Source organism: Streptomyces sp. NPDC048349 (assembly GCF_040651925.1).
Classification (GTDB): domain Bacteria; phylum Actinomycetota; class Actinomycetes; order Streptomycetales; family Streptomycetaceae; genus Streptomyces.
This window is the reverse complement of sequence record NZ_JBEZLA010000055.1, coordinates 22,927-46,708: the sequence shown is the minus strand read 5'-3', so window position 1 is coordinate 46,708 and position 23,782 is coordinate 22,927. Positions and strand designations below refer to the sequence as shown.

At 72.8% G+C, this 23,782-nt stretch carries 21 protein-coding genes; 8 read left to right on the top strand and 13 right to left on the bottom strand.

All coding sequences use genetic code 11. The annotated features are described in order from the left end of the window. Window positions 1-17 precede the first annotated feature (17 nt). Both AB0D44_RS26290 and AB0D44_RS26285 read left to right on the top strand, forming a co-directional pair. Window positions 18-398 (top strand): DUF742 domain-containing protein, encoded by a 381-nt coding sequence (locus AB0D44_RS26290; protein WP_362595316.1) that lies wholly within the window; start codon window positions 18-20, stop codon window positions 396-398. Further along, window positions 398-1,039 (top strand): ATP/GTP-binding protein, encoded by a 642-nt coding sequence (locus AB0D44_RS26285; RefSeq protein WP_362595314.1) that lies wholly within the window; start codon window positions 398-400, stop codon window positions 1,037-1,039. Before AB0D44_RS26290 ends, AB0D44_RS26285 begins: the two co-directional genes overlap by 1 nt. A gap of 30 nt (window positions 1,040-1,069) precedes the next feature. Here the strand turns inward: AB0D44_RS26285 and AB0D44_RS26280 are convergent, their stop codons facing one another. Next, window positions 1,070-1,507, bottom strand: coding sequence for a PPOX class F420-dependent oxidoreductase (locus AB0D44_RS26280; protein WP_362595312.1), 438 nt, complete (start codon window positions 1,505-1,507; stop codon window positions 1,070-1,072). Between the two features lie 106 nt (window positions 1,508-1,613). On the opposite strand from AB0D44_RS26280, the gene AB0D44_RS26275 reads away from it, so the two are divergent. Together AB0D44_RS26275 and AB0D44_RS26270 are read left to right on the top strand one after the other, a co-directional pair. Further along, window positions 1,614-2,012, top strand: a complete 399-nt coding sequence (locus AB0D44_RS26275) for a roadblock/LC7 domain-containing protein (RefSeq protein WP_328924404.1) — start codon at window positions 1,614-1,616, stop codon at window positions 2,010-2,012. A gap of 83 nt (window positions 2,013-2,095) precedes the next feature. Next, a complete protein-coding gene (locus AB0D44_RS26270; RefSeq protein ID WP_362595310.1) occupies window positions 2,096-3,037 on the top strand; it encodes a DUF6397 family protein in 942 nt (313 codons plus the stop codon). Here the strand turns inward: AB0D44_RS26270 and AB0D44_RS26265 are convergent. The 3 genes from AB0D44_RS26265 to AB0D44_RS26255 form a co-directional block, all read right to left on the bottom strand. Continuing rightward, complete coding sequence (locus AB0D44_RS26265) at window positions 3,001-3,402, bottom strand: YchJ family metal-binding protein (protein WP_362595308.1); 402 nt, start codon at window positions 3,400-3,402, stop codon at window positions 3,001-3,003. The genes AB0D44_RS26270 and AB0D44_RS26265 overlap by 37 nt on opposite strands. 141 nt (window positions 3,403-3,543) lie before the next feature. Further along, window positions 3,544-4,434, bottom strand: a complete 891-nt coding sequence (locus AB0D44_RS26260; protein ID WP_362595306.1) for an acyl-CoA thioesterase II — start codon at window positions 4,432-4,434, stop codon at window positions 3,544-3,546. A gap of 88 nt (window positions 4,435-4,522) precedes the next feature. Further along, complete coding sequence (locus tag AB0D44_RS26255) at window positions 4,523-7,045, bottom strand: DUF3516 domain-containing protein (protein WP_362595304.1); 2,523 nt, start codon at window positions 7,043-7,045, stop codon at window positions 4,523-4,525. 157 nt (window positions 7,046-7,202) lie between these two features. Between AB0D44_RS26255 and AB0D44_RS26250 the strand changes: the two genes are divergently transcribed. After that, complete coding sequence (locus AB0D44_RS26250) at window positions 7,203-7,994, top strand: metal-dependent hydrolase (protein WP_362595303.1); 792 nt, start codon at window positions 7,203-7,205, stop codon at window positions 7,992-7,994. A 115-nt stretch (window positions 7,995-8,109) separates the two neighbouring features. Here the strand turns inward: AB0D44_RS26250 and AB0D44_RS26245 are convergent, their stop codons facing one another. From AB0D44_RS26245 to AB0D44_RS26230, 4 genes are all read right to left on the bottom strand, one after another. Continuing rightward, complete coding sequence (locus AB0D44_RS26245; RefSeq protein ID WP_362595301.1) at window positions 8,110-9,891, bottom strand: ABC transporter ATP-binding protein; 1,782 nt, start codon at window positions 9,889-9,891, stop codon at window positions 8,110-8,112. After that, entirely contained in the window at window positions 9,888-11,717 is a 1,830-nt protein-coding gene (locus AB0D44_RS26240) for an ABC transporter ATP-binding protein (RefSeq protein WP_362595299.1), read from the bottom strand. The genes AB0D44_RS26245 and AB0D44_RS26240 overlap by 4 nt, the downstream gene beginning before the upstream one ends. A 160-nt stretch (window positions 11,718-11,877) precedes the next feature. Next, the gene (locus AB0D44_RS26235) at window positions 11,878-14,814 is read right to left on the bottom strand and encodes an FAD-binding and (Fe-S)-binding domain-containing protein (RefSeq protein WP_362595297.1); all 2,937 of its coding nucleotides are present in this window, start codon (window positions 14,812-14,814) and stop codon (window positions 11,878-11,880) included. Window positions 14,815-14,854: 40 nt separating this feature from the next. After that, window positions 14,855-15,307 carry a MarR family transcriptional regulator gene (locus AB0D44_RS26230; RefSeq protein ID WP_362595295.1) on the bottom strand — a complete coding sequence of 151 codons (453 nt, stop codon included), beginning with the start codon at window positions 15,305-15,307 and terminating at the stop codon, window positions 14,855-14,857. Window positions 15,308-15,399: 92 nt separating this feature from the next. Between AB0D44_RS26230 and AB0D44_RS26225 the strand changes: the two genes are divergently transcribed. From AB0D44_RS26225 to AB0D44_RS26215, 3 genes are all read left to right on the top strand, one after another. After that, window positions 15,400-17,259 carry an ABC transporter ATP-binding protein gene (locus AB0D44_RS26225; protein ID WP_362595293.1) on the top strand — a complete coding sequence of 620 codons (1,860 nt, stop codon included), beginning with the start codon at window positions 15,400-15,402 and terminating at the stop codon, window positions 17,257-17,259. A gap of 63 nt (window positions 17,260-17,322) precedes the next feature. Next, complete coding sequence (gene mltG, locus AB0D44_RS26220) at window positions 17,323-18,186, top strand: endolytic transglycosylase MltG (RefSeq protein ID WP_362595291.1); 864 nt, start codon at window positions 17,323-17,325, stop codon at window positions 18,184-18,186. A 75-nt stretch (window positions 18,187-18,261) separates the two neighbouring features. Next, window positions 18,262-19,224 (top strand): hypothetical protein, encoded by a 963-nt coding sequence (locus tag AB0D44_RS26215; RefSeq protein WP_362595289.1) that lies wholly within the window; start codon window positions 18,262-18,264, stop codon window positions 19,222-19,224. Between the two features lie 4 nt (window positions 19,225-19,228). Here AB0D44_RS26215 and AB0D44_RS26210 read toward each other — a convergent pair whose 3' ends face one another. From AB0D44_RS26210 to AB0D44_RS26190, 5 genes are all read right to left on the bottom strand, one after another. Continuing rightward, the gene (locus AB0D44_RS26210; RefSeq protein ID WP_362595287.1) at window positions 19,229-20,326 is read right to left on the bottom strand and encodes an FAD-dependent oxidoreductase; all 1,098 of its coding nucleotides are present in this window, start codon (window positions 20,324-20,326) and stop codon (window positions 19,229-19,231) included. Window positions 20,327-20,342: 16 nt separating this feature from the next. Further along, window positions 20,343-21,755, bottom strand: a complete 1,413-nt coding sequence (locus AB0D44_RS26205; RefSeq protein ID WP_362595285.1) for a cytochrome P450 — start codon at window positions 21,753-21,755, stop codon at window positions 20,343-20,345. 102 nt (window positions 21,756-21,857) lie between these two features. Continuing rightward, window positions 21,858-22,535: an HAD family phosphatase gene (locus tag AB0D44_RS26200; RefSeq protein ID WP_362595283.1), complete on the bottom strand. Its 678-nt coding sequence runs from the start codon at window positions 22,533-22,535 to the stop codon at window positions 21,858-21,860. 45 nt (window positions 22,536-22,580) lie between these two features. Further along, the gene (locus AB0D44_RS26195; RefSeq protein WP_362595281.1) at window positions 22,581-23,060 is read right to left on the bottom strand and encodes an Lrp/AsnC family transcriptional regulator; all 480 of its coding nucleotides are present in this window, start codon (window positions 23,058-23,060) and stop codon (window positions 22,581-22,583) included. Window positions 23,061-23,085: 25 nt separating this feature from the next. Next, window positions 23,086-23,775, bottom strand: a complete 690-nt coding sequence (locus AB0D44_RS26190; RefSeq protein WP_362595279.1) for a YoaK family protein — start codon at window positions 23,773-23,775, stop codon at window positions 23,086-23,088. Window positions 23,776-23,782 lie beyond the last annotated feature (7 nt).

Sequence of the window (23,782 nt, the reverse complement as noted above, 5' to 3'; positions counted from 1 at the left end):
GGGCGGCGGTCCGGCACATGGACGGCCAGTGGTACGACGCCGACGCGGGCCCCCTCGTGCGTCCGTACGCGATGACGGGCGGGCGTACGAAGCCGGGACCCCACGGGGTCCGCTTCGACCTGATCGCGCTGGTCGTCGTGGATCCGGAGGGCACCGACGCGGCTGCCGAGTCGCTGCTCGGGCCGGAGCACCGGGCACTGCTCGGACTCTGCCGGTCCGAAACCCAGTCGGTGGCGGAGCTCGCCGCCGACGCCGACCTGCCCGTGGGGGTGGTGCGGGTGCTCCTGGGCGACCTGTTGGAGGGCGGGCACGTGAAGGTCAGGAGGCCGGTACCGCCCGCACAGCTGCCGGACGAGCGGATTCTGCGGGAAGTCATCGAGGGATTGCGAGCGCTGTGATGGGACTGTACGACGACGGACCGGCGGATCCCGGTCCCGGGGACGACACCGAACTGGCCGCGCTCGCACTGAAGATCCTCGTGGCGGGCGGCTTCGGGGTCGGCAAGACCACGCTGGTGGGCGCGGTGAGCGAGATCAGGCCGCTGCGGACGGAGGAGTTGCTGAGCGAGGCGGGCGAACTCGTCGACGACACGGGTGGGGTGGACCAGAAGACGACCACGACCGTGGCCATGGACTTCGGGCGGATCACCATCCGGTCCGGGCTGTCCCTCTACCTGTTCGGCACGCCGGGCCAGGACCGGTTCTGGTTCCTGTGGGACGAGCTGTCCCAAGGGGCGCTGGGTGCGGTGGTGCTCGCCGACACGCGGCGGCTGGAGGACTGCTTCCCGGCGGTGGACTACTTCGAGCACCGGCGCATCCCGTTCGTGGTGGCCGTCAACTGCTTCACCGACGCGCGGCGTTACGGTGCCCACGACGTGTCGACGGCGCTGGACCTGGCCCAGGGGACACCGGTGGTGCTGTGCGACGCGCGGGACAAGGACTCGGGGAAGGAAGTACTGATCAGGCTGGTCGAGTACGCCGGGCGGGTGCACACCGCCCGGCTGCTGGACTCGGTGGAGCCGCAGGCCGGTCCGGTGTGAACCGGCCGTCCGTACCGACCGGATGGTCGATCAGTCCGAGATCCCGGCGAGGGCGGTCACCTTGTCGATCCGGACCCGGACGAGGAGCTCGCTCGGCACGGCATTGCGGCGGCCGAAGGCCTCCGCGCGCTCCTCGCCCATGTAGCGGGCGCCGATCCTGGTCGCCCAGTGGAGGTTCGCGTCCGGGTCGTCGCCGTGCTCGTTGATCTCGGCGCGCCCGTGGAGCACGACGTAGGAGAACGGCGGCCGGTCGTCGTCCACGCACAGTGCGACCCGGCCGTCACGGGCCAGGTTGCGCCCTTTAACGGTGTCCTTGCCGGTGTTGAACACGAAGGAGTCGCCGTCCAGTACGAACCAGATGGGTGCGACGTGGGGGCTGCCGTCCTCGCGCACGGTGGAGAGCTTTCCGGTACGGGTGGAGTGCGAGACGAACGCCCGCCATTCCCGTTGAGTCATCTTCTTCGCCATGAGTACATCCTCCTTGCCGGAAAGGCACTGGTGGGGAAGGCTTGCGGAACGACTACGCGGGGCGCGGCGCGGCCGGTTGGGCGGCGTCGACGGGGAGGGGCTCGACATGGCACTGGACAAGCAGCTCGACTGGCTGCTGGACGACCTGACGCGCAGGGTCCAACAGGTGCGGCATGCGGTGGTGCTGTCCAACGACGGCCTGGTGACGGGCGCGAGCGCCGGGCTGGCTCGGGAGGACGCGGAGCACCTGGCGGCTGTGGCGGCCGGGCTGCAGAGCCTCGCGAAAGGGTCGGGCCGGCACTTCCGGGCCGGGGAGGTCCGCCAGACGATGGTCGAGTACGACGAGGGGGTGCTCTTCGTGATGGCCGCGGGCGCGGGCAGCTGCCTGTGCGTGCTCAGCGCCTCCGAGGCGGACATCGGGCAGGTCGCGTACGAGATGACGCTGTTGGTCAACCGGGTCGGTGAGCACCTGGGTGTCGCGGAGCGGCGCATCACCGGCGGTTGAGTTGTCCACAGGCCTCGCGGGGTGTCGTTGCGCTGAGTTACGGTCTTCACACAGAGTAATCGATGCTCGTGGGGGAGACCGTGATGATGACAGCGACCATGATGACGACGACGGTGACGCGGACCGGGCCGGGGACGGTGACGCGGACCGGGCCGGGGACGCGGGCGGGGACCGGGGCGGGGACCGCGCTCCGGGAGACCGTGCCCGCCGGAAGCCGTCCCGATGCCCTACGTGCAGACGAGCAGGCCGAGGTGCTGGTGGGCGGCGTCCAGGCCGCCGCGGAACTGGGCCTGACCCGGGGGGAGTTCGCCCGGGCCGTGCAGCTGGGGATCGTGCGCGCCGGGCCTTCGGCGCCCGGCCGCGGCGCGCGCTACGCGCGGGCCGAGCTGGACCGGGTCAAGGCCGCCGAGGGCGGCCCGGGTGAGGGCGGGCCGCAGGCCCTGCGCGAACGGGTCGCGACCGTGGCCGGGGCGGAGGCGGCGGCCGGCGTACTGGGGGTCGGGCCGAGCCGGTTCACCCGGCTCGCCCGCTGCGGGCACCTGACCCCCGTCGGCTACCGGATCAACCGGTACCGGGCGGTCGTCTGGCTCTACCTGACCGCGGAGCTGAGGGAGTTCGCGGAGCGCGAGCCGGCGCGGCTGCGTGGCGTCGCACCGCCGGCGGACCGGAAGCTGCTCGAGACCAAGGCGGACCTGCGCCCGCGCACGTGGCGCGGGCGGCACGTCGGGCTGCTGCTGAGACGGACCGCCGATCCCTGGGAGCGTGCCGCGGTCCTGGCGTCCGTCCTCCCGGAAGAAGAGCTGCGGCGGGCCGTGCCCGACCCGGCGGAGCGGATCGTCCTGGCCGCCCTCGCCCCGCCCCCGCCGTACGGGCACCCGCAGGCGCCGGCGTCCGCGGCCGTGGCGCTGCGGCTGTTGAAGGCCGAGTCGCCGCAGGAGGTCCACTGGTACCGCACCAGCCTGGACTTCGCCCTGACGGGGGCCCGTGGTCAGTCGAACTCGACGGGGGCGAGGGGGCCGACGTAGACCCAGGCACCGGCCTCGCGGGAGAAGGCGCTGTGCTCGTGCAGCGAGCCCGTGTGCCTGCCTTCGCGGTAGTGCGCCCGGAACTCCACCGAGCCCTCCGTCTCGAACATCCCGCCGCGCTCGGTGGCGAGGATCTCCAGCCGCTCCCAGCGCTGGCCGGGGTCCAGGTCGAGCCGGTCCGGGCGGGTCGAGGGATGCCAGGAGCGCAGCAGGTAGGCGGTGTCGCCGACGGCGAAGGCGCTGAAACGGGACCGCATCAGGCGTTCGGCGGTGGGGGCCTGCGCCGCACCGGAGTGGAAGCGGCCGCAGCACTCCGGGTAGGCGGCGGGCAGCCCGCAGGGGCAGGGGAGGGCCGGGGTGGGCATGGGTGTGCTCGGTTCTTCGTGGCGGGCTGGGACGGCGGGGGCTTCCCGGACTAGGTCGTCTCTTTCGGATCTTGCCGGGCGACGCGGGTCTGGGGGCACCTCCCAGCGGTAGCTGGGGGAGCCAGATCCGAAAGAAACGGCCTAAGGGGCAGGCCGAGGAGGCGTGGCGGGATAAGGGCGGAAGAGGCCTTCCTGGACCACGGAGACCAGCAGTCTGCCCTCCAGGTCGTAGATGCGGCCCCGGGCCAGGCCCCGGCCGCCGTGCGCGATGGGGGACTCCTGGTCGTACAGGAACCACTCGTCCGCGCGGAACGGCCGGTGGAACCACATGGCGTGGTCGAGGCTCGCCATGTCGAACCCGCGCATCCCCCACAGCGGTTCCACCGGGATGCGCACGGCATCGAGGAGGGTCATGTCACTGGCGTAGGTGAGGGCGCAGGTGTGCACGAGCGGGTCGTCGCCCAGCGGGCCGACCGCCCGCATCCACACCGCGCTGCGCGGATCGGCGTCCTTGAGCTCCTCGGGGGTCCAGCGGAGCCGGTTCACGTACCGGATGTCGAAGGGCTGGCGGCGGGCCATCCGCTCCAGCGACTCCGGCAGCGCCCCGAGGTGCTCGCGGATCTCGTCCGCGACCTTGGGGAGCGTCTCCGGATGGGGGACGTGGTGAGGAGGCAGCTGGTGCTCGATGCTGCCCTCCTCCGGATGGTGGAAGGAGGCGGTGAGATTGAAGATCGTCTTGCCCTGCTGGACCGCGGTGACCCGGCGCGTGGTGAAGGACCGCCCGTCGCGCACCCGCTCCACCTGGTACACGATCGGCACCCCGGGGATGCCGGGGCGCAGGAAGTACGCGTGCAGTGAGTGGACCGGGCGGTCGCTCTCCACGGTGCGGCCCGCGGAGACCAGTGCCTGCCCGGCGACTTGGCCGCCGAAGACGCGCTGGAGGGACTCCTGGGGGCTGGCGCCGCGGAAGATGTTGACCTCGATCTGCTCCAGGTCGAGCAGGTCGACGAGTCTCTCGGCGGGGTTCGTCATCAGAGGTTCTCCACTGTCAGGGCCGGGCGGAGCCGGCGGGAAGCGGGAGTCGGCGGGGCCGGTGGGCCGTCGGCGTGGGGATGCGTGCTCAGAGCGAGCCGAGCTCGCCCACCGAGGTGACCCGGATGACGGCCCGGCCCTCCTCGTCGGACGCCGCCAGGTCGACCTCGGCACTGATGCCCCAGCCATGGTCGCCGTTGGGGTCCGCGAAGGTCTGGCGGACGCGCCACAGACCGTGCGCCGGGTCCTCCTCGATCTGGAGCAGCTTCGGGCCGCGCGCGTCGGGCCCGGTGCCCAGGTCGTCGTACTCGTCCCAGTAGCCGTCCATGGCCTCGCCCCAGGCGTCCGCGTCCCAGCCCGACTCGGCGTCCAGCTCGCCCAGCACGTTGACGTGGTCCAGGGCGGCCAGCTCCACCCGGCGGAACATGGCGTTGCGGACCAGGACGCGGAAGGCGCGCGCGTTGGCCGTGACCGGCTTGACCTGGTCGGCCTTCTCCTGGGCCTGCTCCGCCGTCTCCACCTCCGGGTTCGCCAGCTGCTCCCATTCGTCCAGCAGGCTGGAGTCGACCTGGCGGACCAGTTCGCCGAGCCACTCGATCAGGTCCTGGAGGTCTTCGGACTTGAGGTCGTCGGGGATGGTGTGGTCCAGCGCCTTGAACGCGCTCGCCAGATAGCGCAGCACGATGCCCTCGGTGCGGGCCAGCTCGTAGTAGGAGGTGAACTCGGTGAAGGTCATCGCGCGTTCGTACATGTCGCGGATGATCGACTTCGGGGAGACCGGGTGGTCGCGCACCCACGGGTGGCTCTTGGCGTACACGTCGTAGGCGTGCAGGAGCAGCTCTTCGAGCGGCTTGGGATAGGTGACGTCCTGGAGACGCTCCATCCGCTCCTCGTACTCGATCCCGTCGGCCTTCATCTGGCCGACTGTCATGCCCCGTTCCTTGTTCTGCTGGGCGGCAAGGATCTGGCGCGGGTCGTCCAGCGTGGACTCGACGACGGACACCATGTCCAGCGCGTAGGAGGGGGACTCCGGGTCCAACAGGTCGAAGGAGGCCAGCGCGAAGGTGGACAGCGGCTGGTTGAGCGCGAAGTCCTGCTGGAGGTCGACGGTGAGCCGGATCGTGCGGCCCTCCGCGTCCGGGGTGTCGAGCTTCTCGACCACGCCGCCGTCCAGCAGCGAGCGGTAGATCGCGATGGCCCGGCGGATGTGCCGCAGCTGCGCCTTGCGCGGCTCGTGGTTGTCCTCGAGCAGGTGGCGCATCGCCTGGAAGGCGTCGCCCGGACGGGCGATGACCGACAGCAGCATGATGTTGGTGACCTTGAAGCGCGAGGTCAGCGCCTCCGGGTCGGCGGCGATGAGCTTCTCGAAGGTCGTGTCCGACCAGGCGACGAAGCCCTCGGGAGCCTTCTTGCGCACGACCTTGCGGCGCTTCTTCGGGTCGTCGCCCGCCTTGGCGAGCGCCTTCTCGTTCTCGATGACGTGCTCGGGCGCCTGGGCGACCACATAGCCCGCCGTGTCGAAGCCGGCCCGGCCGGCGCGGCCGGCGATCTGGTGGAACTCGCGGGCGCGCAGCGTGCGGACCCGGTTGCCGTCGTACTTGGTGAGCGCGGTGAACAGCACCGTGCGGATCGGGACGTTGACGCCGACGCCGAGCGTGTCGGTTCCGCAGATCACCTTCAGCAGACCGGCCTGCGCCAGCTTCTCCACCAGGCGCCGGTACTTGGGCAGCATGCCCGCGTGGTGCACGCCGATGCCGTGCCGGACGTAGCGGGAGAGGTTCTGGCCGAACTTGGTGGTGAAGCGGAAATTGCCGATCAGCTCCTGGATCTTGTCCTTCTCCTCGCGGGTGCACATGTTGATGCTCATGAGCGACTGCGCCCGCTCGACCGCCTGGGCCTGGGTGAAGTGCACGATGTACACGGGGGCCTGCCGGGTCTCCAGCAGCTCGGTGATCGTGTCGGTGATCGGCGTGGTCACGTACTCGTACGACAGCGGAACGGGCCGGGTCGCGGAGCGGACCACGGAGGTGGGCCGGCCGGTCCGCCGGGTCAGGTCCTCCTCGAACCGCTTCATGTCGCCGAGGGTCGCCGACATCAGGATGAACTGGGCCTGCGGCAGTTCCAGCAGCGGGATCTGCCAGGCCCAGCCGCGGTCCGGCTCGGCATAGAAGTGGAACTCGTCCATCACGACCTGGCCGATGTCGGCGTGCTTGCCGTCGCGCAGGGCGATGGAGGCCAGGACCTCGGCGGTGCAGCAGATCACCGGGGCGTCGGCGTTCACGGAGGCGTCGCCGGTCAGCATGCCGACGTTCTCGGTGCCGAAGAGCTTGCACAGGTCGAAGAACTTCTCCGACACCAGGGCCTTGATCGGGGCGGTGTAGAAGGTCACCTTGTCCTGGGCCAGCGCGGTGAAGTGCGCTCCCGCGGCGACCAGGCTCTTGCCGGAGCCGGTCGGGGTGGAAAGGATCACGTTCGCCCCGGAGACGACCTCGATCAGTGCCTCCTCCTGAGCCGGGTACAGGGTGATGCCCTGGTCCTCCGCCCACGAGGAGAAAGCCTCGAAGAGGGCGTCGGGGTCGGCGTTCGGCGGGAGCTGATCAATGAGGGTCACGCCCCCCATCTTGCCTGCCTTCCCCCCGGAAGAGGGAACCGGCGGACGGAAGGAAGATCATCGACTGTACGCTGTGCCGTCGACACGGCCCCGGCGGGGCCGTCGACAGAGCTGGAAGACGACACCAGACACCACACCACCGGGGCGGGGAACGACCATGATGGGTCCGGCGCATTCACTCTCGGGGGCAGCGGCCTGGCTGGGGGTGGGCGCGGCGACCGCGGCGGCCGGGCACCCCATGCCGTGGCCGGTGCTCGTCGTCGGGGCGCTGATCTGCGCCGGAGCAGCCCTGGCCCCCGACCTCGACCACAAGTCGGCGACGATCTCGCGCGCCTTCGGGCCGTTGTCCCGGGGCCTGTGCGAGGTGGTCGACAAGATCTCCTACGCCGTCTACAAGGCCACCCGCTCACCGAAGGACGCCCGCCGCAGCGGGGGCCACCGCACTCTCACCCACACCTGGGTCTGGGCCGTCCTGATCGGCGGCGGTGCCTCCGCGCTCGCCGCGACCGCCGACCGCTGGGGCGTGCTCGCGCTGCTCTTCGTCCACCTGGTGCTGGCGGTGGAAGGCCTGCTGTGGAGGGCCGCCCGGATGTCCAGCGACGTCCTGGTCTGGCTGCTGGGTGCCACCAGTGCGTGGATCCTGGCCGGGGTGCTCGACCAGCCCGGCAACGGCGCGGGCTGGCTGTTCACCGGTCCGGGCCAGGAGTACCTCTGGCTCGGCCTGCCGATCCTGCTCGGCGCCCTCGTCCACGACATCGGCGACGCCCTGACGGTCTCCGGCTGCCCGGTCCTGTGGCCCCTCCCGATCGCCGGCAAGCGCTGGTACCCGATCGGCCCGCCGAAGATGATGCGCTTCCGGGCCGGCAGCTGGGTGGAGCTCAAGCTCCTCATGCCGGTGTTCGTCCTGCTGGGCGGCTTCGGCGGGGCGTCGGCCCTCGGATTCATATAGTCCCCCCGGGAGGGGTTACGCGAGGGCAGCCGGACCGCCGGATCGGACCGCCGCGTGGGCCCGACTTGGACCCGGGTCGGACCTCCGGGTCCGGACCGCACCCGCGGAGCGCGCGTCAGCCGTGCCAGGAGCGCCACAGTGCCGCGTACGCGCCGTCGGCCGCGACCAGTTCGTCGTGCGAGCCCAGTTCGCTGATCCGGCCGGCCTCGACCACCGCGATCACGTCCGCGTCGTGCGCGGTGTGCAGGCGGTGGGCGATCGCGATGACCGTACGCCCGTCCAGTACCCGGGCCAGCGACCGCTCCAGGTGCCGTGCGGCCCGCGGGTCCAGCAGCGAGGTCGCCTCGTCCAGCACCAGCGTGTGAGGGTCCGCCAGCACCAGCCGGGCCAGCGCGATCTGCTGCGCCTGGGCCGGGGTCAGCGCCGTCCCGCCGGAACCGACCTCGGTGTCCAGACCGGACTCCAGGGCGCGCGCCCAGCCGTCCGCGTCCACCGCGCCCAGAGCCGCCCACAACTCCGCGTCGCCCGCACCCGCCCTGGCCAGCCGCAGGTTGTCCCGCAGCGAGCCCACGAACACGTGGTGCTCCTGGTTGACCAGCGCCACGTGCTCGCGCACCCGCTCCGCCGGCATCTGCGACAGCCGCGCCCCGCCGAGGGTGATCTCACCGGTGCGCGGAGCGTAGATGCCCGCGAGCAGCCGGCCCAGCGTGGACTTGCCCGCACCCGAAGGGCCCACCAGCGCCATCCGGGTGCCCGGCGGCACGGACATCGACACCCGGTGCAGGACGTCCACGCCCTCCCGGTAGCCGAAGCGCACCTCGTCCGCCCGCACGTCCCGGCCCTCCGGCCGCACCGCCGCGTCCCCGGCGTCCGGCTCGATCTCCCGCACGCCCACCAGCCGGGCCAACGACACCTGGGCGATCTGCAGTTCGTCGTACCAGCGCAGGATCAGGCCGATCGGATCGACCATCATCTGGGCGAGCAGCGCACCCGTGGTCAGCTGCCCCACCGACATCCAGCCCCGCAGCACGCAGTAGCCGCCGATCATCAGCACGGCGCCGAGGATCGTCACGTACGTGACGTTGATGACCGGGAACAGGACCGTCCGCAGGAACAGCGTGTACCGCTCCCACGCCGTCCACTCCTTGATCCGGCGCTCCGAGAGCGCGATCCGGTGCGGCCCGAGGCGGTGCGCCTCCACCGTGCGGCCCGCGTCCACCGTCTCGGTGAGCGCGGCCGCGACCGCCGCGTATCCGGCCGCTTCCGAGCGGTACGCCGAAGGCGCCCGCCGGAAGTACCAGCGGCAGCCGATCACCAGCACCGGCAGCGCCACCAGCGCGGCCAGCGCCAGCGGCGGCGCGGTCACCGCCAGCGCACCGTACAAGAGGCCCGCCCACACCACGCCGATGGCCAGCTGCGGGACGGCCTCGCGCATCGCGTTGGCCAGCCGGTCGATGTCGGTGGTGATCCGCGACAGGAGATCGCCCGTACCGGCCCGCTCCAGCACGCCCGGCGGCAGCCCCACCGACCGCACCAGGAAGTCCTCGCGCAGATCGGCGAGCATCTCCTCACCGAGCATCGCCCCGCGCAGCCGCACCTGGCGGACGAAGAAGGTCTGTACGGCGAGCGCCAGCGCGAACAGCAGCGCCATGCGCTCCAGATGGAGCTCGCGCACCCCCGCGGCGAGATCGTCGACGACCCGGCCCAGCAGGTACGGGCCGACCATGGAGGCCGTCACTGCGACCGCGTTGACCGTCACGAGCACCACAAAGGCCCTCCGGTGGCGCCGCAGCAGCTCGCGCACATAACCCGTTACGGTCGCCGAGGTGCCCACCGGCAGGGTCGCGGCCGATTCCGGGGCCGCCGGATCGTGATCCGGCCGTGCCACGCCGATCATGCGGATTCCTCGATTTCTGTGAGTGCTTCTTCCAGCTCGGCCAGTTCCGCGCGGGCGAGCCGCTGCTCGTCCTCCGTCTCACGGGTGACCACCGCCCGGTAGAGCGGCTCGCCGTGCAGCAGCTCGCGGTGCGTACCGGCCGCCGCCACCGCGCCCGCGTGGACGAGGACGACCCGGTCGGCCCGGTCCAGCAGCAGCGGCGAGGACGCCAGCACCACGGTCGTGCGCCCGGCGCGCAGCGCCGCGATCCCCTCCGCGATCCGTGCCTCGGTGTGCGAGTCGACCGCCGAGGTCGGCTCGTCCAGCACCAGCACCTCCGGGTCGGTCACCAGGGACCGTGCCAGGGCGAGCCGCTGGCGCTGCCCGCCGGACAGCGACCGGCCGCGCTCGGTGATCCGCGCGTCCATCGGATCCTCCACCCCGTCCGGCGCCGACTGCAGCAGCGCCTCCAGCACGTCCGCGCACTGGGCCGCCGCCAGGGCGGCACCGGCCTCGACCGTCCCGGAGGACGGCACGGCGAACAGCTCGCGCAGGGTTCCGGACAGCAGGACCGGATCCTTGTCCTGTACGAGGACCAGCCTGCGGGCGGTGTCCAGGTCGAGGCCGTCCAGCGCGACGCCGCCCAGCAGGACCGGGGGTCCGTCGGCGGCCGCGTCCGTCGGATGGCCGCCGAGCCGCTCCGCGAGCCGTCCCGCCAGGTCCGGGTCACCGCACACCACGGCGGTGAACCGGCCCGCGGGGGCCAGCAGCCCGGTCTCCGGGTCGTACAGGTCCCCTCCCGGAGGCGGCACCTTCGCCGCGACCGCGGCCGCCGGACGCTCGGCGGCGTCCGTACGGGTCAGGGAGAGCACCCGGGCGGCCCGCTGGGCGGAAGGCCGGGAGAAGGAGTACGCCATGGCCAGCTCCTCGAAGTGGCGCAGCGGGTAGAGCATCGTCGCCACCGCGCTGAACGCCGCGACGAGTTCACCCACCCCGGTGCGCCCGTCCCCCACCAGCGTGGCGCCGTACCAGACCACCGTGATCAGCAGCGCCCCCGGCAGGAGCACCTGGATCGCGGAGATCAGCGCCCACATCCGGGCGCTGCGCACGGCCGCCTTGCGGACCTCCTGGGAGGCCTCGCGGTAGCGGCCGAGGAAGAGTTCCTCGCCGCCGATGCCGCGCAGCACCCGCAGGCCCGCGACGGTGTCGGAGGCCAGTTCGGTGGCCTTGCCCGCCTTCTCCCGCTGGACGTCCGCGCGCTGGGTGGCGCGGGGCAGCAGCGGCAGCGCGGCCAGGGCGACCAGAGGTACCCCGATCGCCACGACCACGCCCAGCTCGGGTGCGTGGAACAGCAGGCCGACACAGATGAGGACGACCGCGAACAGTGCGGCCAGGAAGCGTGAGACGGCCTCGACGAACCAGCCGATCTTCTCCACGTCCCCGGTGGAGACCGCGACCACCTCGCCCGCGGCCACCCGGCGGGTCAGCGCGGAGCCCAGTTCGGCGGTCTTGCGCGCCAGCAGCTGCTGCACGCGTGCGGCGGCGGTGATCCAGTTGGTGACGGCGGTGCGGTGCAGCATGGAATCACCGAGCGCGATGGCGACGCCGAGCAGCACCAGCAGCCCGCCGACGAGCAGCAGCCGGCCGGAATCGCGGTCGACGACCGCGCCGACGCCCATCCCCACCACGTACGGGAGTCCGGCGACTCCGGAGAAGTGCACCAGCCCCCAGGCCAGGCTCTTGACCTGGCCGCCCAGCTGGCCACGGCCCAGCCACAGCAGGAACCGGGGACCGGATCGAGCGTCGGGTACGCCGGGATCCGGATACGGAAGGTCGCTGATCTGCATGACGGCCCCAGGACGGCTCGAGTGGTCCAAACCGTGCAAGGTTCGCCTTCCGGACGGCGGCCGGGCAATCGATTTTCCGTCGGCGAAGGCCCGTCACACGCAGGTTTGCGCAGACGTCGGCCGAGTCGTGCCTGGTCAGCCCGGCCGCGCACACCGGCGCTCACGGGCGGGTGGCGCGCTCCAGTTCGAGCAGGACCGAGGAGTAGGAACGGCCGGTCGCCCGGTCCATGCCCACCTCGCACATCCGGTTCGCCGACAGGTGCGCGTCGAAGGTCCGGGCCGTCACCTCGGCGGCCTCGCGCGCCGTCGCCGAGGCCGTCAGCTCGGGGTGCAGCATGCCCCGGTCGCCGGCGAAGGCGCAGCACCCCGCGTCGACCGGAACCACCACCTCGTCGGCGCACGCCTCGGCGACGGCCCGCAGCTGCGCCTCGTCGCCCAAGTGCCGCATCGAACAGGTGGGGTGGAGGACGGCGGAGCCCACCGTGCGGCGGACCTCCAGGTGCGGCAGCAGTTCCTCGGCAGCCCAGACGACCGAGTCGACGATGCGCAGCTCCGCGTGCAGGGCCCGGTTCTCCTCCGTCAGGAGGGGAACCACCTCGCGCGCGATGCCCAGCGTGCAGGAGGAGGCATCGACGACCAGCGGCAGCCGCCCGCCGGCGGTCCAGCCCCAGGCGGACTCGACGATGCGGTTGGCCATGATGCGGCTGCCCGCCTCGTAGCCCTTGGAGTGCCAGATCGTCGCGCAGCAGGTGCCGCTCACGTCCCGCGGGATCCACACGGGCTTCCCGGCCCGCTCCGACACGGCGACCACGGCTTCCGGCAGCGAGGGGCCGGGCCGGTCGCCGGGATTGCCGAAGATCCGGTTGATGCAGGCCGGGTAGTACACGGCGCGGGCGCCCGTCCGCCGGGTGACGGGCGGCCTGCGTGCGGCGGCGCCGGGGATCTGCGGAAGCCACCGCGGAACCAGGTCCGGTCGTACCGCCTTGCGGGCGGCCTCCGTGAGCGCCGCGAGCAGTCCGTCCCCGCCCCGGTCCGCAAGCCGGTCGGCGGCGGCCACGGCCAGCCGGGCGGCGGCTTCCACCGCTCCGAACCGCCGAGCGGCCAGGGCGGCGGCGCGTTCCTCGCGGGCGCTGTGACGGCGGTGGCGGAAGTCCCTCATCAGGGTGCCGGTGTCGATGCCGACCGGGCAGGCGAGCTTGCAGGTGGAATCGCCCGCGCAGGTGTCGACGGCGTCGTAGCCGTAGGAGCCGAGCAGGCCGTCGAGCACCCTGGAGCCGGGCTGCTGGCGCACCATCTCGCGGCGCAGCACGATCCGCTGGCGCGGAGTGGTCGTCAGGTCCCCGCTGGGACAGGCCGGTTCGCAGAACCCGCACTCGATGCACGGGTCGGCCACCGCCTCCACCCGCGGGATCGTCTTCAGGCCCCGCAGGTGGGCCCGGGGGTCGCGGTCGAGGAGGATGCGCGGGGCGAGCACCCCGTCCGGGTCGACGACGCGCTTGGTGCGCCACATCAGCTCGGTGGCCCCGGGCCCCCACTCCAGTTCCAGGAAGGGTGCCATGTTGCGTCCGGTGGAGTGCTCGGCCTTCAGGGAGCCGTCGAACCGCTCGACGGTGAGCCGGCAGAAGGCGTCCATGAAGGCCGCGTACCGTTCGACGTCGGCCGGGTTCGCGGCGTCGAACGCGAGCAGGAAGTGCAGGTTGCCGTGTGCGGCGTGACCGGCGACCGCCGCGTCGAAGCCGTGCCGCGCCTGGAGTTCGAGGAGTGCCCCGCAGGCTTCGGCGAGGCGGGACGGCGGTACCGCGAAGTCCTCGGTGATCAGCGTGGTGCCGGGGGCCCGGGCGCCGCCCACGGCGGTGACGAAGGCCTTGCGGGCCTTCCAGTAGCCGTTGATCGTGCGCGGGTCCCGGGTGAAGGCGTTGGTGACCGAGGCCACCGGCGCCACGAGGTCCAGTCCGCCGAGCAGCTGCGCCGCGCGGCTCTCGTACGCGTCCAGGGCGGCTTCGTCCGGGGCACGGAACTCCACGAGGAGGGCGGTGGTGTCCTTGGGCAGGTCCGCCCAGTCGGCGGGCACGCCCGCGACGCTGACCGAGGCGCGCAGGGTGTTGCCGTCCATCAGCTCCACGGCGAGGGCGCCCGCCTCGTTGAAGAGGGGCACGGCCGCGGCCGCGGCGGGCAGCGAGGGGAAGAAGAGCAGGGCGGAGCACAGTTCGCGGTCCAGCGGGAGGGTGTCGAAGACGACCTCGGAGATGAAGCCGAGGGTCCCCTCCGAGCCGACCATCAGCCCGCGCAGGATCTCCACCGGGGTGGTGCCGTCCAGGTAGGCGTCCAGCCGGTAGCCGGTGGTGTTCTTGATCTCGTACTTGGCGCGGATCCGGGCCACCAGCTCCGGGTCGGCCTCGATCTCCCCCTTGATCTCCATCAGCCCGTGGCACAGGGCGGGCTCGGCGCGCGCCAGCTCCTCGTCGGCCAGCGGGTCCGCCGTGTCGACGACGGTGCCGCCCGGCAGGACGAGGGTGAGCGAGGAGAGCGTGCGGTACGCGTTCCTCGTGGTGCCCGCCGTCATGCCCGAGGCGTTGTTGGCGACGACGCCGCCGAGCGTGCAGGCGAGGGCGCTGGCCGGGTCGGGGCCGAGGACGCGGCCGTGCCGGGCGAGGGCGGCATTGGCCCGCAGGACGGTGGTGCCGGGCCGGATCCGGGCGCGCCGGCCGCCTTCCAGCACCTCGACACCGGCCCAGTGGCGGCGTACGTCGACGAGGATGTCCTCGCCCTGGGCCTGGCCGTTGAGGGAGGTGCCGGCGGCGCGGAAGACGACCTCGCGCTGCCGGCCGTGGGCGTACGAGAGCACGGCGGAGACGTCGTCGATGTCCTCGGCGATCACCACGACCTGGGGGACGAAGCGGTAGGGGGAGGCGTCGGAGGCGTAGCGGACGAGGTCGGAGACCTTCCACAGCACCTTGTCGGCGCCGAGCAGCTCGGTCAGCTCGGTGCGCAGCGGCTCCGGGGTGCCGCCGGCCCGGTGGTCCGGTACCCGGTCGTGGGCGGGGCCGCTGACGCGGCGCGGGCGCAGGGCCCCCGGCTCCGGTTCCAGCAGCGGCATGTGCGGCCCCTCGCCTCGTCGCGGCCCACGCGTGGCCTCGTCAGCAGCTGCGCTCCGCCGGGGCGTCCGACAGGGCGTTCAGCAGACCGCCGAGCACCTCGCGCTGTTCGGCGGTCAACGGAGCCAGGATCTCCTCTGCCGCGTCGGTTCGCGCGTTGCGCAGGCGGCGCAGCGTGGCGCGGCCGGTTTCGGTGAGCTCGATCCTGATGACCCGGCGGTTCGCGGGGTCCGGCGCCCGGCGCACGCAGCCGGCCGCTTCCAGGCCGTCCACCAGGGTGGTCACGGCGCGGGGAACGACCTCCAGGCGGGCGGCGAGATCTGCCATTCGGGGTGCCTCCGCGCCCTCGTAGTGCGAGACCGTGCGCAGCAGCCGACTCTGGGCGGGAGTGATCCCGAGCGGTTCCATGTGGCGCTTCTGGATCCGGTGGAGCCTGCGGGTCAGGCGCAGCAGCTGTTCGGCGAGGAGGCGGTCGGTGTCGGAGGCGGAGCTCATGCCGGGAACAATATCAGGATGCCGTTCATTGTGAGTACAGGTAACAATGACCTGTGCTCCAATGGCCTTGACCCCGACCCCGAGAGGCGCCCATGCGCGACGAACCGAAGTGGATCCCCTCGAAAGAATCCCTCGACCCCAGCCGTCCGGCCCCGGCCGAGCAGCCGCGCGAGCTCGGCCGTATCGTGCGCCTGTTCCGGCCCTACCGCGGCCGCCTCGCCGTCGTCGGCCTGCTGGTCGGCGCCTCCTCGCTGGTCGGCGTCGCCTCTCCCTTCCTGCTGAAGGAGATCCTCGACGTCGCGATCCCGCAGGGCCGTACCGGGCTGCTGAGCCTGCTCGCGCTCGGCATGATCCTGACCGCCGTCGTCACCAGCGTCTTCGGCGTGCTCCAGACCCTGCTCTCCACCACGGTGGGCCAGCGCGTCATGCACGACCTGCGCACCGCCGTCTACGCTCAGCTCCAGCGCATGCCGCTGGCCTTCTTCACCCGGACCCGCACCGGCGAGGTGCAGTCCCGCATAGCCAACGACATCGGCGGCATGCAGGCCACCGTCACCTCCACCGCGACCTCCCTCGTCTCCAACCTGACGGCGGTCATCGCCACCGTCGTCGCGATGCTCGCGCTCGACTGGCGGCTCACCCTGGTCTCGCTGCTCCTGCTCCCGCTCTTCGTGTGGATCAGCCGGCGGGTCGGCCGCGAGCGCAAGAGGATCACCACCCAGCGGCAGAAGCAGATGGCCGCCATGGCCGCGACCGTCACCGAGTCGCTGTCGGTGAGCGGGATCCTGCTGGGCCGCACGATGGGCCGCTCCGCTTCCCTCACCGACGCGTTCTCCGAGGAGTCGGAGAAGCTCGTCGGCCTCGAGGTGCGCTCCAGCATGGCCGGGCGCTGGCGGATGTCGACCATCGGCATCGTCATGGCCGCCATGCCCGCGCTCATCTACTGGGCCGCCGGCATGGCCCTCCAGACGGGCGCCCCCTCGCTGTCGGTCGGCACCCTCGTCGCCTTCGTGACCCTGCAGCAGGGCCTGTTCCGGCCCGCCGTCAGCCTGCTGTCGACCGGCGTGCAGATCCAGACCTCGCTCGCCCTGTTCGCCCGCATCTTCGAGTACCTGGACCTGCCGGTGGACATCACCGAGCGCGCCGACCCGGTACGCCTGGACCGGGCCAGGGGCGAGGTCCGGCTGGAGGACGTGCACTTCGCGTACGACGCCAAGAGCGGTCCGACCCTCACGGGGATCGACATCACCGTCCCGGCCGGCAGCTCGCTCGCCGTGGTCGGCCCGACCGGCTCCGGCAAGAGCACGCTCAGCTACCTCGTCCCCCGGCTCTACGACGTCACCGGCGGACGGGTCACCCTCGACGGGGTGGACGTGCGCGACCTCGACTTCGACTCGCTGGCCCGCTCGATCGGTGTGGTCTCCCAGGAGACCTACCTCTTCCACGCCTCGGTCGCGGACAACCTGCGCTTCGCCAAGCCGGACGCGACGGACGAGGAGATCACCGAGGCGGCCCGGGCCGCCCAGATCCACGACCACATCCAGTCCCTGCCCGACGGGTACGAGACCCTGGTGGGCGAGCGCGGCTACCGGTTCTCCGGCGGAGAGAAACAGCGCCTGGCGATCGCCCGCACCATCCTGCGGGACCCGCCCGTGCTGATCCTGGACGAGGCCACCAGCGCCCTCGACACCCGCACCGAGCACGCCGTCCAGCGGGCCATCGACAACCTGTCGCGGGGCCGCACCACCATCACCATCGCGCACCGCCTGTCCACCGTCCGCGACGCGGACCAGATCGTGGTCCTGGACGGAGGCCGCATAGCCGAGCGCGGCACCCACGAGGAACTGCTGAAGGCGGACGGCCGGTACGCCGCACTGGTCCGCCGGGACCGGGACGCCGCGCAGCCGCCGGAGACGGCACCGGAAGCCGAGCTGGCTCCGGTGAACGTGTGATCGTATGACCGGTGCGCGGGGTGGATGCCGGACACGCGGCGCCGTGCGGGTTAGCGTGCCCGCATGCGTCATGAGTACCGGCCGCCACAGCGCCGTTCCCGGCTCACCCGCCGGGGCCGGCTGGCGCTCCTCCTCGGCACGCTGCTCGCGATCGGGGCGGTCACCCTCGTCCCGCTGCTGAGAGGTGGTCCAGAGCCGGAGAAGCCACGCCGGCTGACGATCCCCGAAGGCTGGCGGGCCTCCCAGGTGTATGCGGCGATCGACCGCGAGCTGAAGCTTCCGCCCGGTTCCGCCAAGGCGGCCGTGGCCGCCGCGGACCTGGCGCTGCCCGCCGAGGCGAAGGGCAATCCGGAGGGCTACCTCTTCCCGGCCACCTACCCGGTGACCTCGCGGACCACCGCGCACACCCTGCTCGCCTCCATGGTGCGGACCGCGAACGAGCGGCTCGCCACCCGGGCCGTCGCGGACGGCAGCAGGGCCCACGGGATGACCCCGTACCAGACCGCCACCCTGGCCAGCATCATCGAGGCGGAGGCCGACAGCCGCGCCGACATGGGCAAGGTCGCGCGGGTGGTGCACAACCGGCTGGCGAAGTCGATGCCGCTCCAGATGGACTCCACCCTCAACTACGCGCTGAACCGCAGCACCGTGGACACCACCTTCAGCGACACCCGGATCGACAGCCCCTTCAACAGCTACGAACGCCAGGGACTGCCGCCCACGCCGATCGACAGCCCCGGACTGGAGGCCATGGCGGCCGCGGTCGCGCCGACGCCCGGCACCTGGCTGTTCTTCGTCACCGTCAAACCGGGGGACACCCGCTTCTCGACGACGTACGAGGAACACAAGAAGCACGTGGCGGAGTTCAACCGGATCCGCGCCCGGGCGGGCTCCCGCCCCAACCAGGGGGCTGCCCCCGGGAAATGAAGAGGCGCCGGCCCCGGAGGCGGTCCTACGATCGGCGGCCTGACGGACGCGAGGACCGAGGGGGCGGGGCGCACCGTGAAGTGGCCATGGAGAGCGAAGACGAAGGCCGGGGCGAAGTCCGAGGCAGCGGCCGGAGCACCGGTCGGGACACAGGCGGAAACGACGGCCGGGAACGAGTTCGACGCGCAGGCGTCGGAAGAGCGCGTCCAGGGGCGCCTGGACGCGGCTGCCGAGGCCGCTGCGGCCGCCGAGCGGGAAGCGACCGATCGGGTGGCCCGGCGATGGGGCCGCGACGCGGCCGAGTGGCGCGGCTGGCTGGCCCGTTCGCCGGTCGGCGTGGACCTGCTCCACTGGTGGTTCGACGAGGCCGACCTGCTCGCTCTGGTCGGCGAGGACCGCTACGTGGACCGGCTGGGAGAGCTGCTCTCGCAGGCCGCGCCGCGCGACATCGCAGCGATGGGGCTCGGCTGCACCCGGCGCGAGGACAGGGCCTGCCGCTTCGCCGAGATCTGCAGCCAGGATCCCGACGTACCGCCGGGAGGAAGGATCGAGAGCTACCGGCACGGGGGGATCCCCGGGGCGTGCAGCAGTTTCCTCGACTGCTGGTCGCGGCACGAGATCGACGTGACGTTCACCGCCGGCGACACCCACCGCTCGGTGCTGCTGTTCCGCGACCACCCGTTCGAGGCCCGGCTCTGGGTGGACGGCGTGCGCGTGGGGGAGGGCGAGGGGCTGGACAAGGGCGGCTTCTGGGAGGACGAGCGGTTCTTCACCATCCGGATCGAAGGGCCGCAGGACCACCCGCACCAGGGGATGGGTGACATCGGCAACCAGCTCTACAACATCGTCTCCCTGCTGATCCACGACGCGGAGCGCGGCACCACGCGCATCCTCGTCCCGCAGGACACCGAGAACTGGACGGACCCCGTTCTGGACGTCCGGGACGGGACGGGCCGCGTGTACCCGACCCGGGAGGCCGCCGCCGCCGGCGGAACCCCGGACCGGACGTTCCCGCTCGACGGACCGGAGCTCGACTGAGGGCTCAGCCCACGGGAGCCGCGACCGGCTCCCCGGCGGGTTGGCGGGCCAGCAGCCGGCGGATCTCGCGGACCGCGGCCCCGCCCGCGCGGTTGGCCCCGATGGTCGACGCCGACGGGCCGTAGCCGACGAGGTGGATCCGCTCGTCGCGCACGGCCCTGGTCCCCTCGACGCGGATGCCGCCGCCCGGTTCGCGCAGGCGCAGCGGCGCCAGGTGGTCGACGGCCGCGCGGAACCCGGTCGCCCACAGGATGACGTCCGCCTCCACCCGGCTGCCGTCCGCCCAGACGGCGCCCGTGCGGGTGATCCGGTCGAACACGGGCCGGCGGTCCAGCACCCCCGAGTCGAGCCCGGCCCGTACGGCCTCGTTCAGCGGGAGCCCGGTCACGCTGACCACGCTCTGCGGCGGCAGTCCCCGGCGTACGCGCTCGTCCACCAGGGCGACCGCCGCCCGGCCCTCGGCCTCGCCGAAGCCGCCGTCGCGGAAGACCGGGGGCCGCCGGGTCACCCAGGTCGTCTCCGCGGCGACCTCCGCGATCTCCAGCAGGTGCTGCACCGCCGAGGTGCCGCCGCCCACGACGATCACCCGGGCTCCGGCGAACTCCTGGGGTCCGGGGTAGTTCGCGGTGTGCAGCTGCCGGCCCCGGAAGGCCTCCTGCCCCGGGTAGCGCGGCCAGAACGGCCGGTCCCAGGTGCCGGTGGCGTTGATCAGGGCCCGGGCGGACCAGGTGCCCGCCGAGGATGCGACCAGCAGCCGGCCGTCGGCGCCGCCGCGGACCGCCGAGACGTCCACGGGCCGCCGTACGCGCAGGCCGAAGCGGTCCTCGTAGGCCGCGAAGTACGCGCCGATCACCTCGGAGGAGGGCCGCAGCGGATCGGCGCCGGTCAGTTCCATCCCGGGCAGGGCGTGCATCCCGTGGACCCGGCCGTAGGTGAGCGAGGGCCAGCGGAACTGCCAGGCCCCGCCCGGACGGGGCGCGTGGTCCAGGACCACGTGGTCGATCCCCGCACGGGCGAGGTGGTAGGCGCTGGACAAGCCCGCCTGTCCGGCCCCGACCACCACCACGTCCACGTCCACGGCCGCAGCCCTGTCCCGCGTCATATCGTTCACGGTTCTACTAACTCTGGGGTGCGGCCGGATCTTCCCCGCCGGGGCCCGCCCCGAGAGACACCCCCCGGGCCGGGCGCAGCGTCGCCCGCACCGGTCCTGACGGCTGCAGGGTGAGCCCCGGGAAGACCCCCGCCGGCTCGCTCCCGCTGTCCAGGTGGAACCGCTGCGCCAGTACCGCCAGCACGAGCGCGGCCTCCACCAGCGCGAACCGCGCGCCCAGACAGGCCCGCGGACCGCCGCCGAAGGGGATCCAGGCGTGTTCGGGCACAGGATGCGGGGCGTCCGCGTCCCACCGCTCGGGCCGGAACGCCTCCGGATCCGGGAACCAGCGCTCGTCCCGGTGCATCGACCACGGGCTGGTCCACACCCCGGTCCCCGCGGCCACGGGGCGCCCGCCGATGCTCGCTCCCTCCCCGGCCACCGCCGAGATCAGCCATATCGGCGGATAGATCCGCAGCGCCTCCTTGACCACCTGCTGGGTCCAGGTGAGCCGCGCGTAGTCCTCGTACGCCGGCAGCCGTCCGCCGAGCACCCGGTCCAGCTCCTCGGTGAGCCGGGCCCGCGCCGCGGGAGCCCCGGACAGCAGCTGCCAGGCCCAGGTCAAAGTGGTCGAGGTGGTCTCGTGACCGCCGATGTAGAGGGTGATCGACTCGTCCCGCAGCTCCTTGCGGGACAGCGGCGCGCCGTGTTCGTCGCGGGCCGCGAGCAGCCGGCTCAGCAGGTCGTCCCGCTCGGCCCCGGCGGCCGAAGCCGCCTCGTGCTCGCGTATGACGTGCTCGATCTCCCGGTCCAGGACCGCCACCGCCTCGCGCATCCGGCGCCGGCCCGGCGTCCGCACCCAGGGCGGCAGGAACAGCGTCACCCCCCGGAACTCGGCTCCCAGCTCCCGCTGGGCCGTGGCCATGGCCGCGCTGATGGGCGCCTCCCGGCCGGCGGCGTCGCTGCCGAACAGCGTGCGCACGGCGATCCGCTGGGTGAGTCCGGCCATCTCCCGGTGCACGTCGATCCGGTCGCCCTCGCGCCACCCGCGGGCGAGCGCGTCCGCGCACTCCACCATCGTGGCGGCGTACGCGCGCACTTGGCGCGGCCGCACGGCGGGCTGGACCAGGGCGCGCTTGCGACGCCAGTCGTCCCCGGTGGCCAGGACGACCCCGTCGCCCAGCAACTGGTGGAAGGCCCAGCCCAGTTCCATCGGCTTGAAGGTGCCCTCCACAGCCCCGAGCAGCTCGCCGGCGTGTTCGGGCCGCGAGACGAGCACGTTGCGCTGCGGCCCGAGCGCCCACGGCACCCAGTCGCCGTAGTCGTCGCGCAGCGACTCGAAGAAGGCCAGCGGATCACGGGCGAAGGCGGGCAGGTTCCCGAGCAGGGGCCACTGGCGCGGCCCGCTCCCGGCGCCCCGGGGCAGCGTGGTGGCGGTCACGCAGGCATCGTGGCAGCCGCCGTGCCGGGACACCAGAGGACGGTGCGTCGGAAAGCGGCCGCCTCCGACGGGCGGTCGCGGCCCCCGCGGTCCCGGCCGGAGTCAGGGCGCGGAGCGCGCGGTCAGCCAGTCGTACGCCGCGTCCGCCGTGAACTCCCGCTGCCCGCCCGGGAAGAGCAGCCCGGCCTGCGCGAACGCGGCGTCGTGCGCGGTCGCGGCCACGTACGGGACCGCAACGCACGCCATGCCGGCCGCACGGGCCGCCAGGGCCCCCGGCGCCGCGTCCTCGACGACCACGCAGTCGGCGGGCTCGGCTCCCAGCCGGCGGGCCGCTTCCAGGAAGACGTCCGGGGCAGGCTTGCCGTGCTCGACCTCCTCGGCCGAGACCACGGTCGTCAGCAGCGCGTCCAGACCGGTACCGGACAGCACCGCGTCGATCGCCCCGCGCGAGGAACCGGAGGCCACCGCCATCGGCACGCCCTCGGCGCACAGCCGCTCCACCAACGTGCGCATCTGCGGGAAGACTTCGGTGCCCGCGCGGGCCAGTTCCAGGTAGGAGGCGTTCTGTTCGGCGAGCAACTGTTCCACCGGCGCCGGGATCGCGTACCGTTCCTTGAGGATCTCCAGCGTTTCCAGGGTGCCGATGCCGATGAAGCGGGAGTGCTGCTCCCAGGTGAACTCGGGCACCCCGTGCCGCTCCAGGGTGCGGCGCCCCGACTCGTAGTAGTTCGGCTCGCTGTCCACGAGGGTGCCGTCGAGATCGAATATGACGGAAATCATCCGTTGTGCCCGTCCTGCCGGTCGCGTCCTGTCCGTACCATCCTGTCAGGCTTTGCGAGCCGCCCGTCCCACGGACTCGACCAGCGGCAGCAACCGGTGCGCGACCCGCTCGCGCAACGCCACCTCGGTGCGGGTGCGGACCACCCCGGGCAGCTGGATCAACCGCTGGATCACGTCCTCCAGGTGCGCGTTGTCCCGGGCCGCCACGCGGGTGAGCAGGTCCCCGCCACCGGTGATGGAGAAGGCCTCGATGATCTCGGGCACGGCCGCCAGCGCCTCGCCCACGTCGTCCAGATGCCCCTGGGTCACCTCGATGTGCACGAAGGCCAGCACCGGATGCCCCAGCGCGGCGGGGGAGAGCGAAGGCCCCGTCCCGGTGATCACCCCGGTGCGCTCGAGCCGGTCCAGCCGGGCCTGCAGGGTGCCGCGGGCGACGCCCAGGATCCGTGCGTACTCGCGGACGCTGGTGCGCGGCTGCTCGATCAGCAGGCGCAGGATCCTCGTGTCCAGCTCGTCCACCGCCATGTCGCGACTGTACCAACGGCCCAGGTCATCCGGTGTGCAGCCGGGGCAGGGCCCGGTGCGCGAGGGCCACCGCCGGCACCACGGCCCCGGCGGGCAGCAGCAGCTCGCCCACCGTCCATCCGGCCCGCACCAGCAGGGCCCCGGCCAGCCCGCCCGTGAACATCGCCAGCACGGCCAGGGCCCGGCGCCGCCAGGCTCCCGTCCCGTAGCCGAAGGCATGGTCGTGCCCCAGCGCCGAGCTGCCGACCAGCGCCGTCATCGACCGGGTGACCAGAGTCGTCGGCACGCCGGGCAGGGCCACCCGCATGCTCGTCACCGTACGGATGCCCATGGCCGCCGCCAGCAGGCCGGTCACCGCCAGGTGCACGGCGGCCGGATGCCCGTACCGCGGCGCCACCCCCCACCCGAGGGCCGCCCCGGCCAGGATCAGCGCGGCCTCGGCGTACAGGCCGACCCCGAGCCAGCGCCACCCCCGGGCCTCCGCGGCCGACTCCAGGCGCGCCCCGAGCACCGCCCCGCCGGCGAACGCCGCCAGCGACAGCGCGGCCGAGGCGGCGGGCAGGCTGCCCGCCCCCGCCAGCCCGAACGCGAGGAAGAGCACGTTGCCCGTCTGCATCGCCGTGAACACCGGCCCGAGGGCGAGCAGGCTCACCGCCTCGACCAGCCCGGTGACCGCGGTCAGGACGAGCATCAGCCCCGTCAGCGTCGGACGCACGGCACGC

Excerpts from the sequence above, each read along its gene's own strand:
- AB0D44_RS26290 (WP_362595316.1), top strand. The coding sequence starts at position 18 with ATGGACGGCCAGTGGTACGACGCCGACGCGGGCCCCCTCGTGCGTCCG.
- AB0D44_RS26285 (WP_362595314.1), top strand. The coding sequence starts at position 398 with ATGGGACTGTACGACGACGGACCGGCGGATCCCGGTCCCGGGGACGAC.
- AB0D44_RS26280 (WP_362595312.1), bottom strand. The coding sequence starts at position 1,507 with ATGGCGAAGAAGATGACTCAACGGGAATGGCGGGCGTTCGTCTCGCAC.
- AB0D44_RS26275 (WP_328924404.1), top strand. The coding sequence starts at position 1,614 with ATGGCACTGGACAAGCAGCTCGACTGGCTGCTGGACGACCTGACGCGC.
- AB0D44_RS26270 (WP_362595310.1), top strand. The coding sequence starts at position 2,096 with ATGATGACAGCGACCATGATGACGACGACGGTGACGCGGACCGGGCCG.
- AB0D44_RS26265 (WP_362595308.1), bottom strand. The coding sequence starts at position 3,402 with ATGCCCACCCCGGCCCTCCCCTGCCCCTGCGGGCTGCCCGCCGCCTAC.
- AB0D44_RS26260 (WP_362595306.1), bottom strand. The coding sequence starts at position 4,434 with ATGACGAACCCCGCCGAGAGACTCGTCGACCTGCTCGACCTGGAGCAG.
- AB0D44_RS26250 (WP_362595303.1), top strand. The coding sequence starts at position 7,203 with ATGATGGGTCCGGCGCATTCACTCTCGGGGGCAGCGGCCTGGCTGGGG.
- AB0D44_RS26245 (WP_362595301.1), bottom strand. The coding sequence starts at position 9,891 with ATGATCGGCGTGGCACGGCCGGATCACGATCCGGCGGCCCCGGAATCG.
- AB0D44_RS26240 (WP_362595299.1), bottom strand. The coding sequence starts at position 11,717 with ATGCAGATCAGCGACCTTCCGTATCCGGATCCCGGCGTACCCGACGCT.
- AB0D44_RS26235 (WP_362595297.1), bottom strand. The coding sequence starts at position 14,814 with ATGCCGCTGCTGGAACCGGAGCCGGGGGCCCTGCGCCCGCGCCGCGTC.
- AB0D44_RS26230 (WP_362595295.1), bottom strand. The coding sequence starts at position 15,307 with ATGAGCTCCGCCTCCGACACCGACCGCCTCCTCGCCGAACAGCTGCTG.
- AB0D44_RS26225 (WP_362595293.1), top strand. The coding sequence starts at position 15,400 with ATGCGCGACGAACCGAAGTGGATCCCCTCGAAAGAATCCCTCGACCCC.
- mltG (WP_362595291.1), top strand. The coding sequence starts at position 17,323 with ATGCGTCATGAGTACCGGCCGCCACAGCGCCGTTCCCGGCTCACCCGC.
- AB0D44_RS26210 (WP_362595287.1), bottom strand. The coding sequence starts at position 20,326 with ATGACGCGGGACAGGGCTGCGGCCGTGGACGTGGACGTGGTGGTGGTC.
- AB0D44_RS26200 (WP_362595283.1), bottom strand. The coding sequence starts at position 22,535 with ATGATTTCCGTCATATTCGATCTCGACGGCACCCTCGTGGACAGCGAG.
- AB0D44_RS26195 (WP_362595281.1), bottom strand. The coding sequence starts at position 23,060 with ATGGCGGTGGACGAGCTGGACACGAGGATCCTGCGCCTGCTGATCGAG.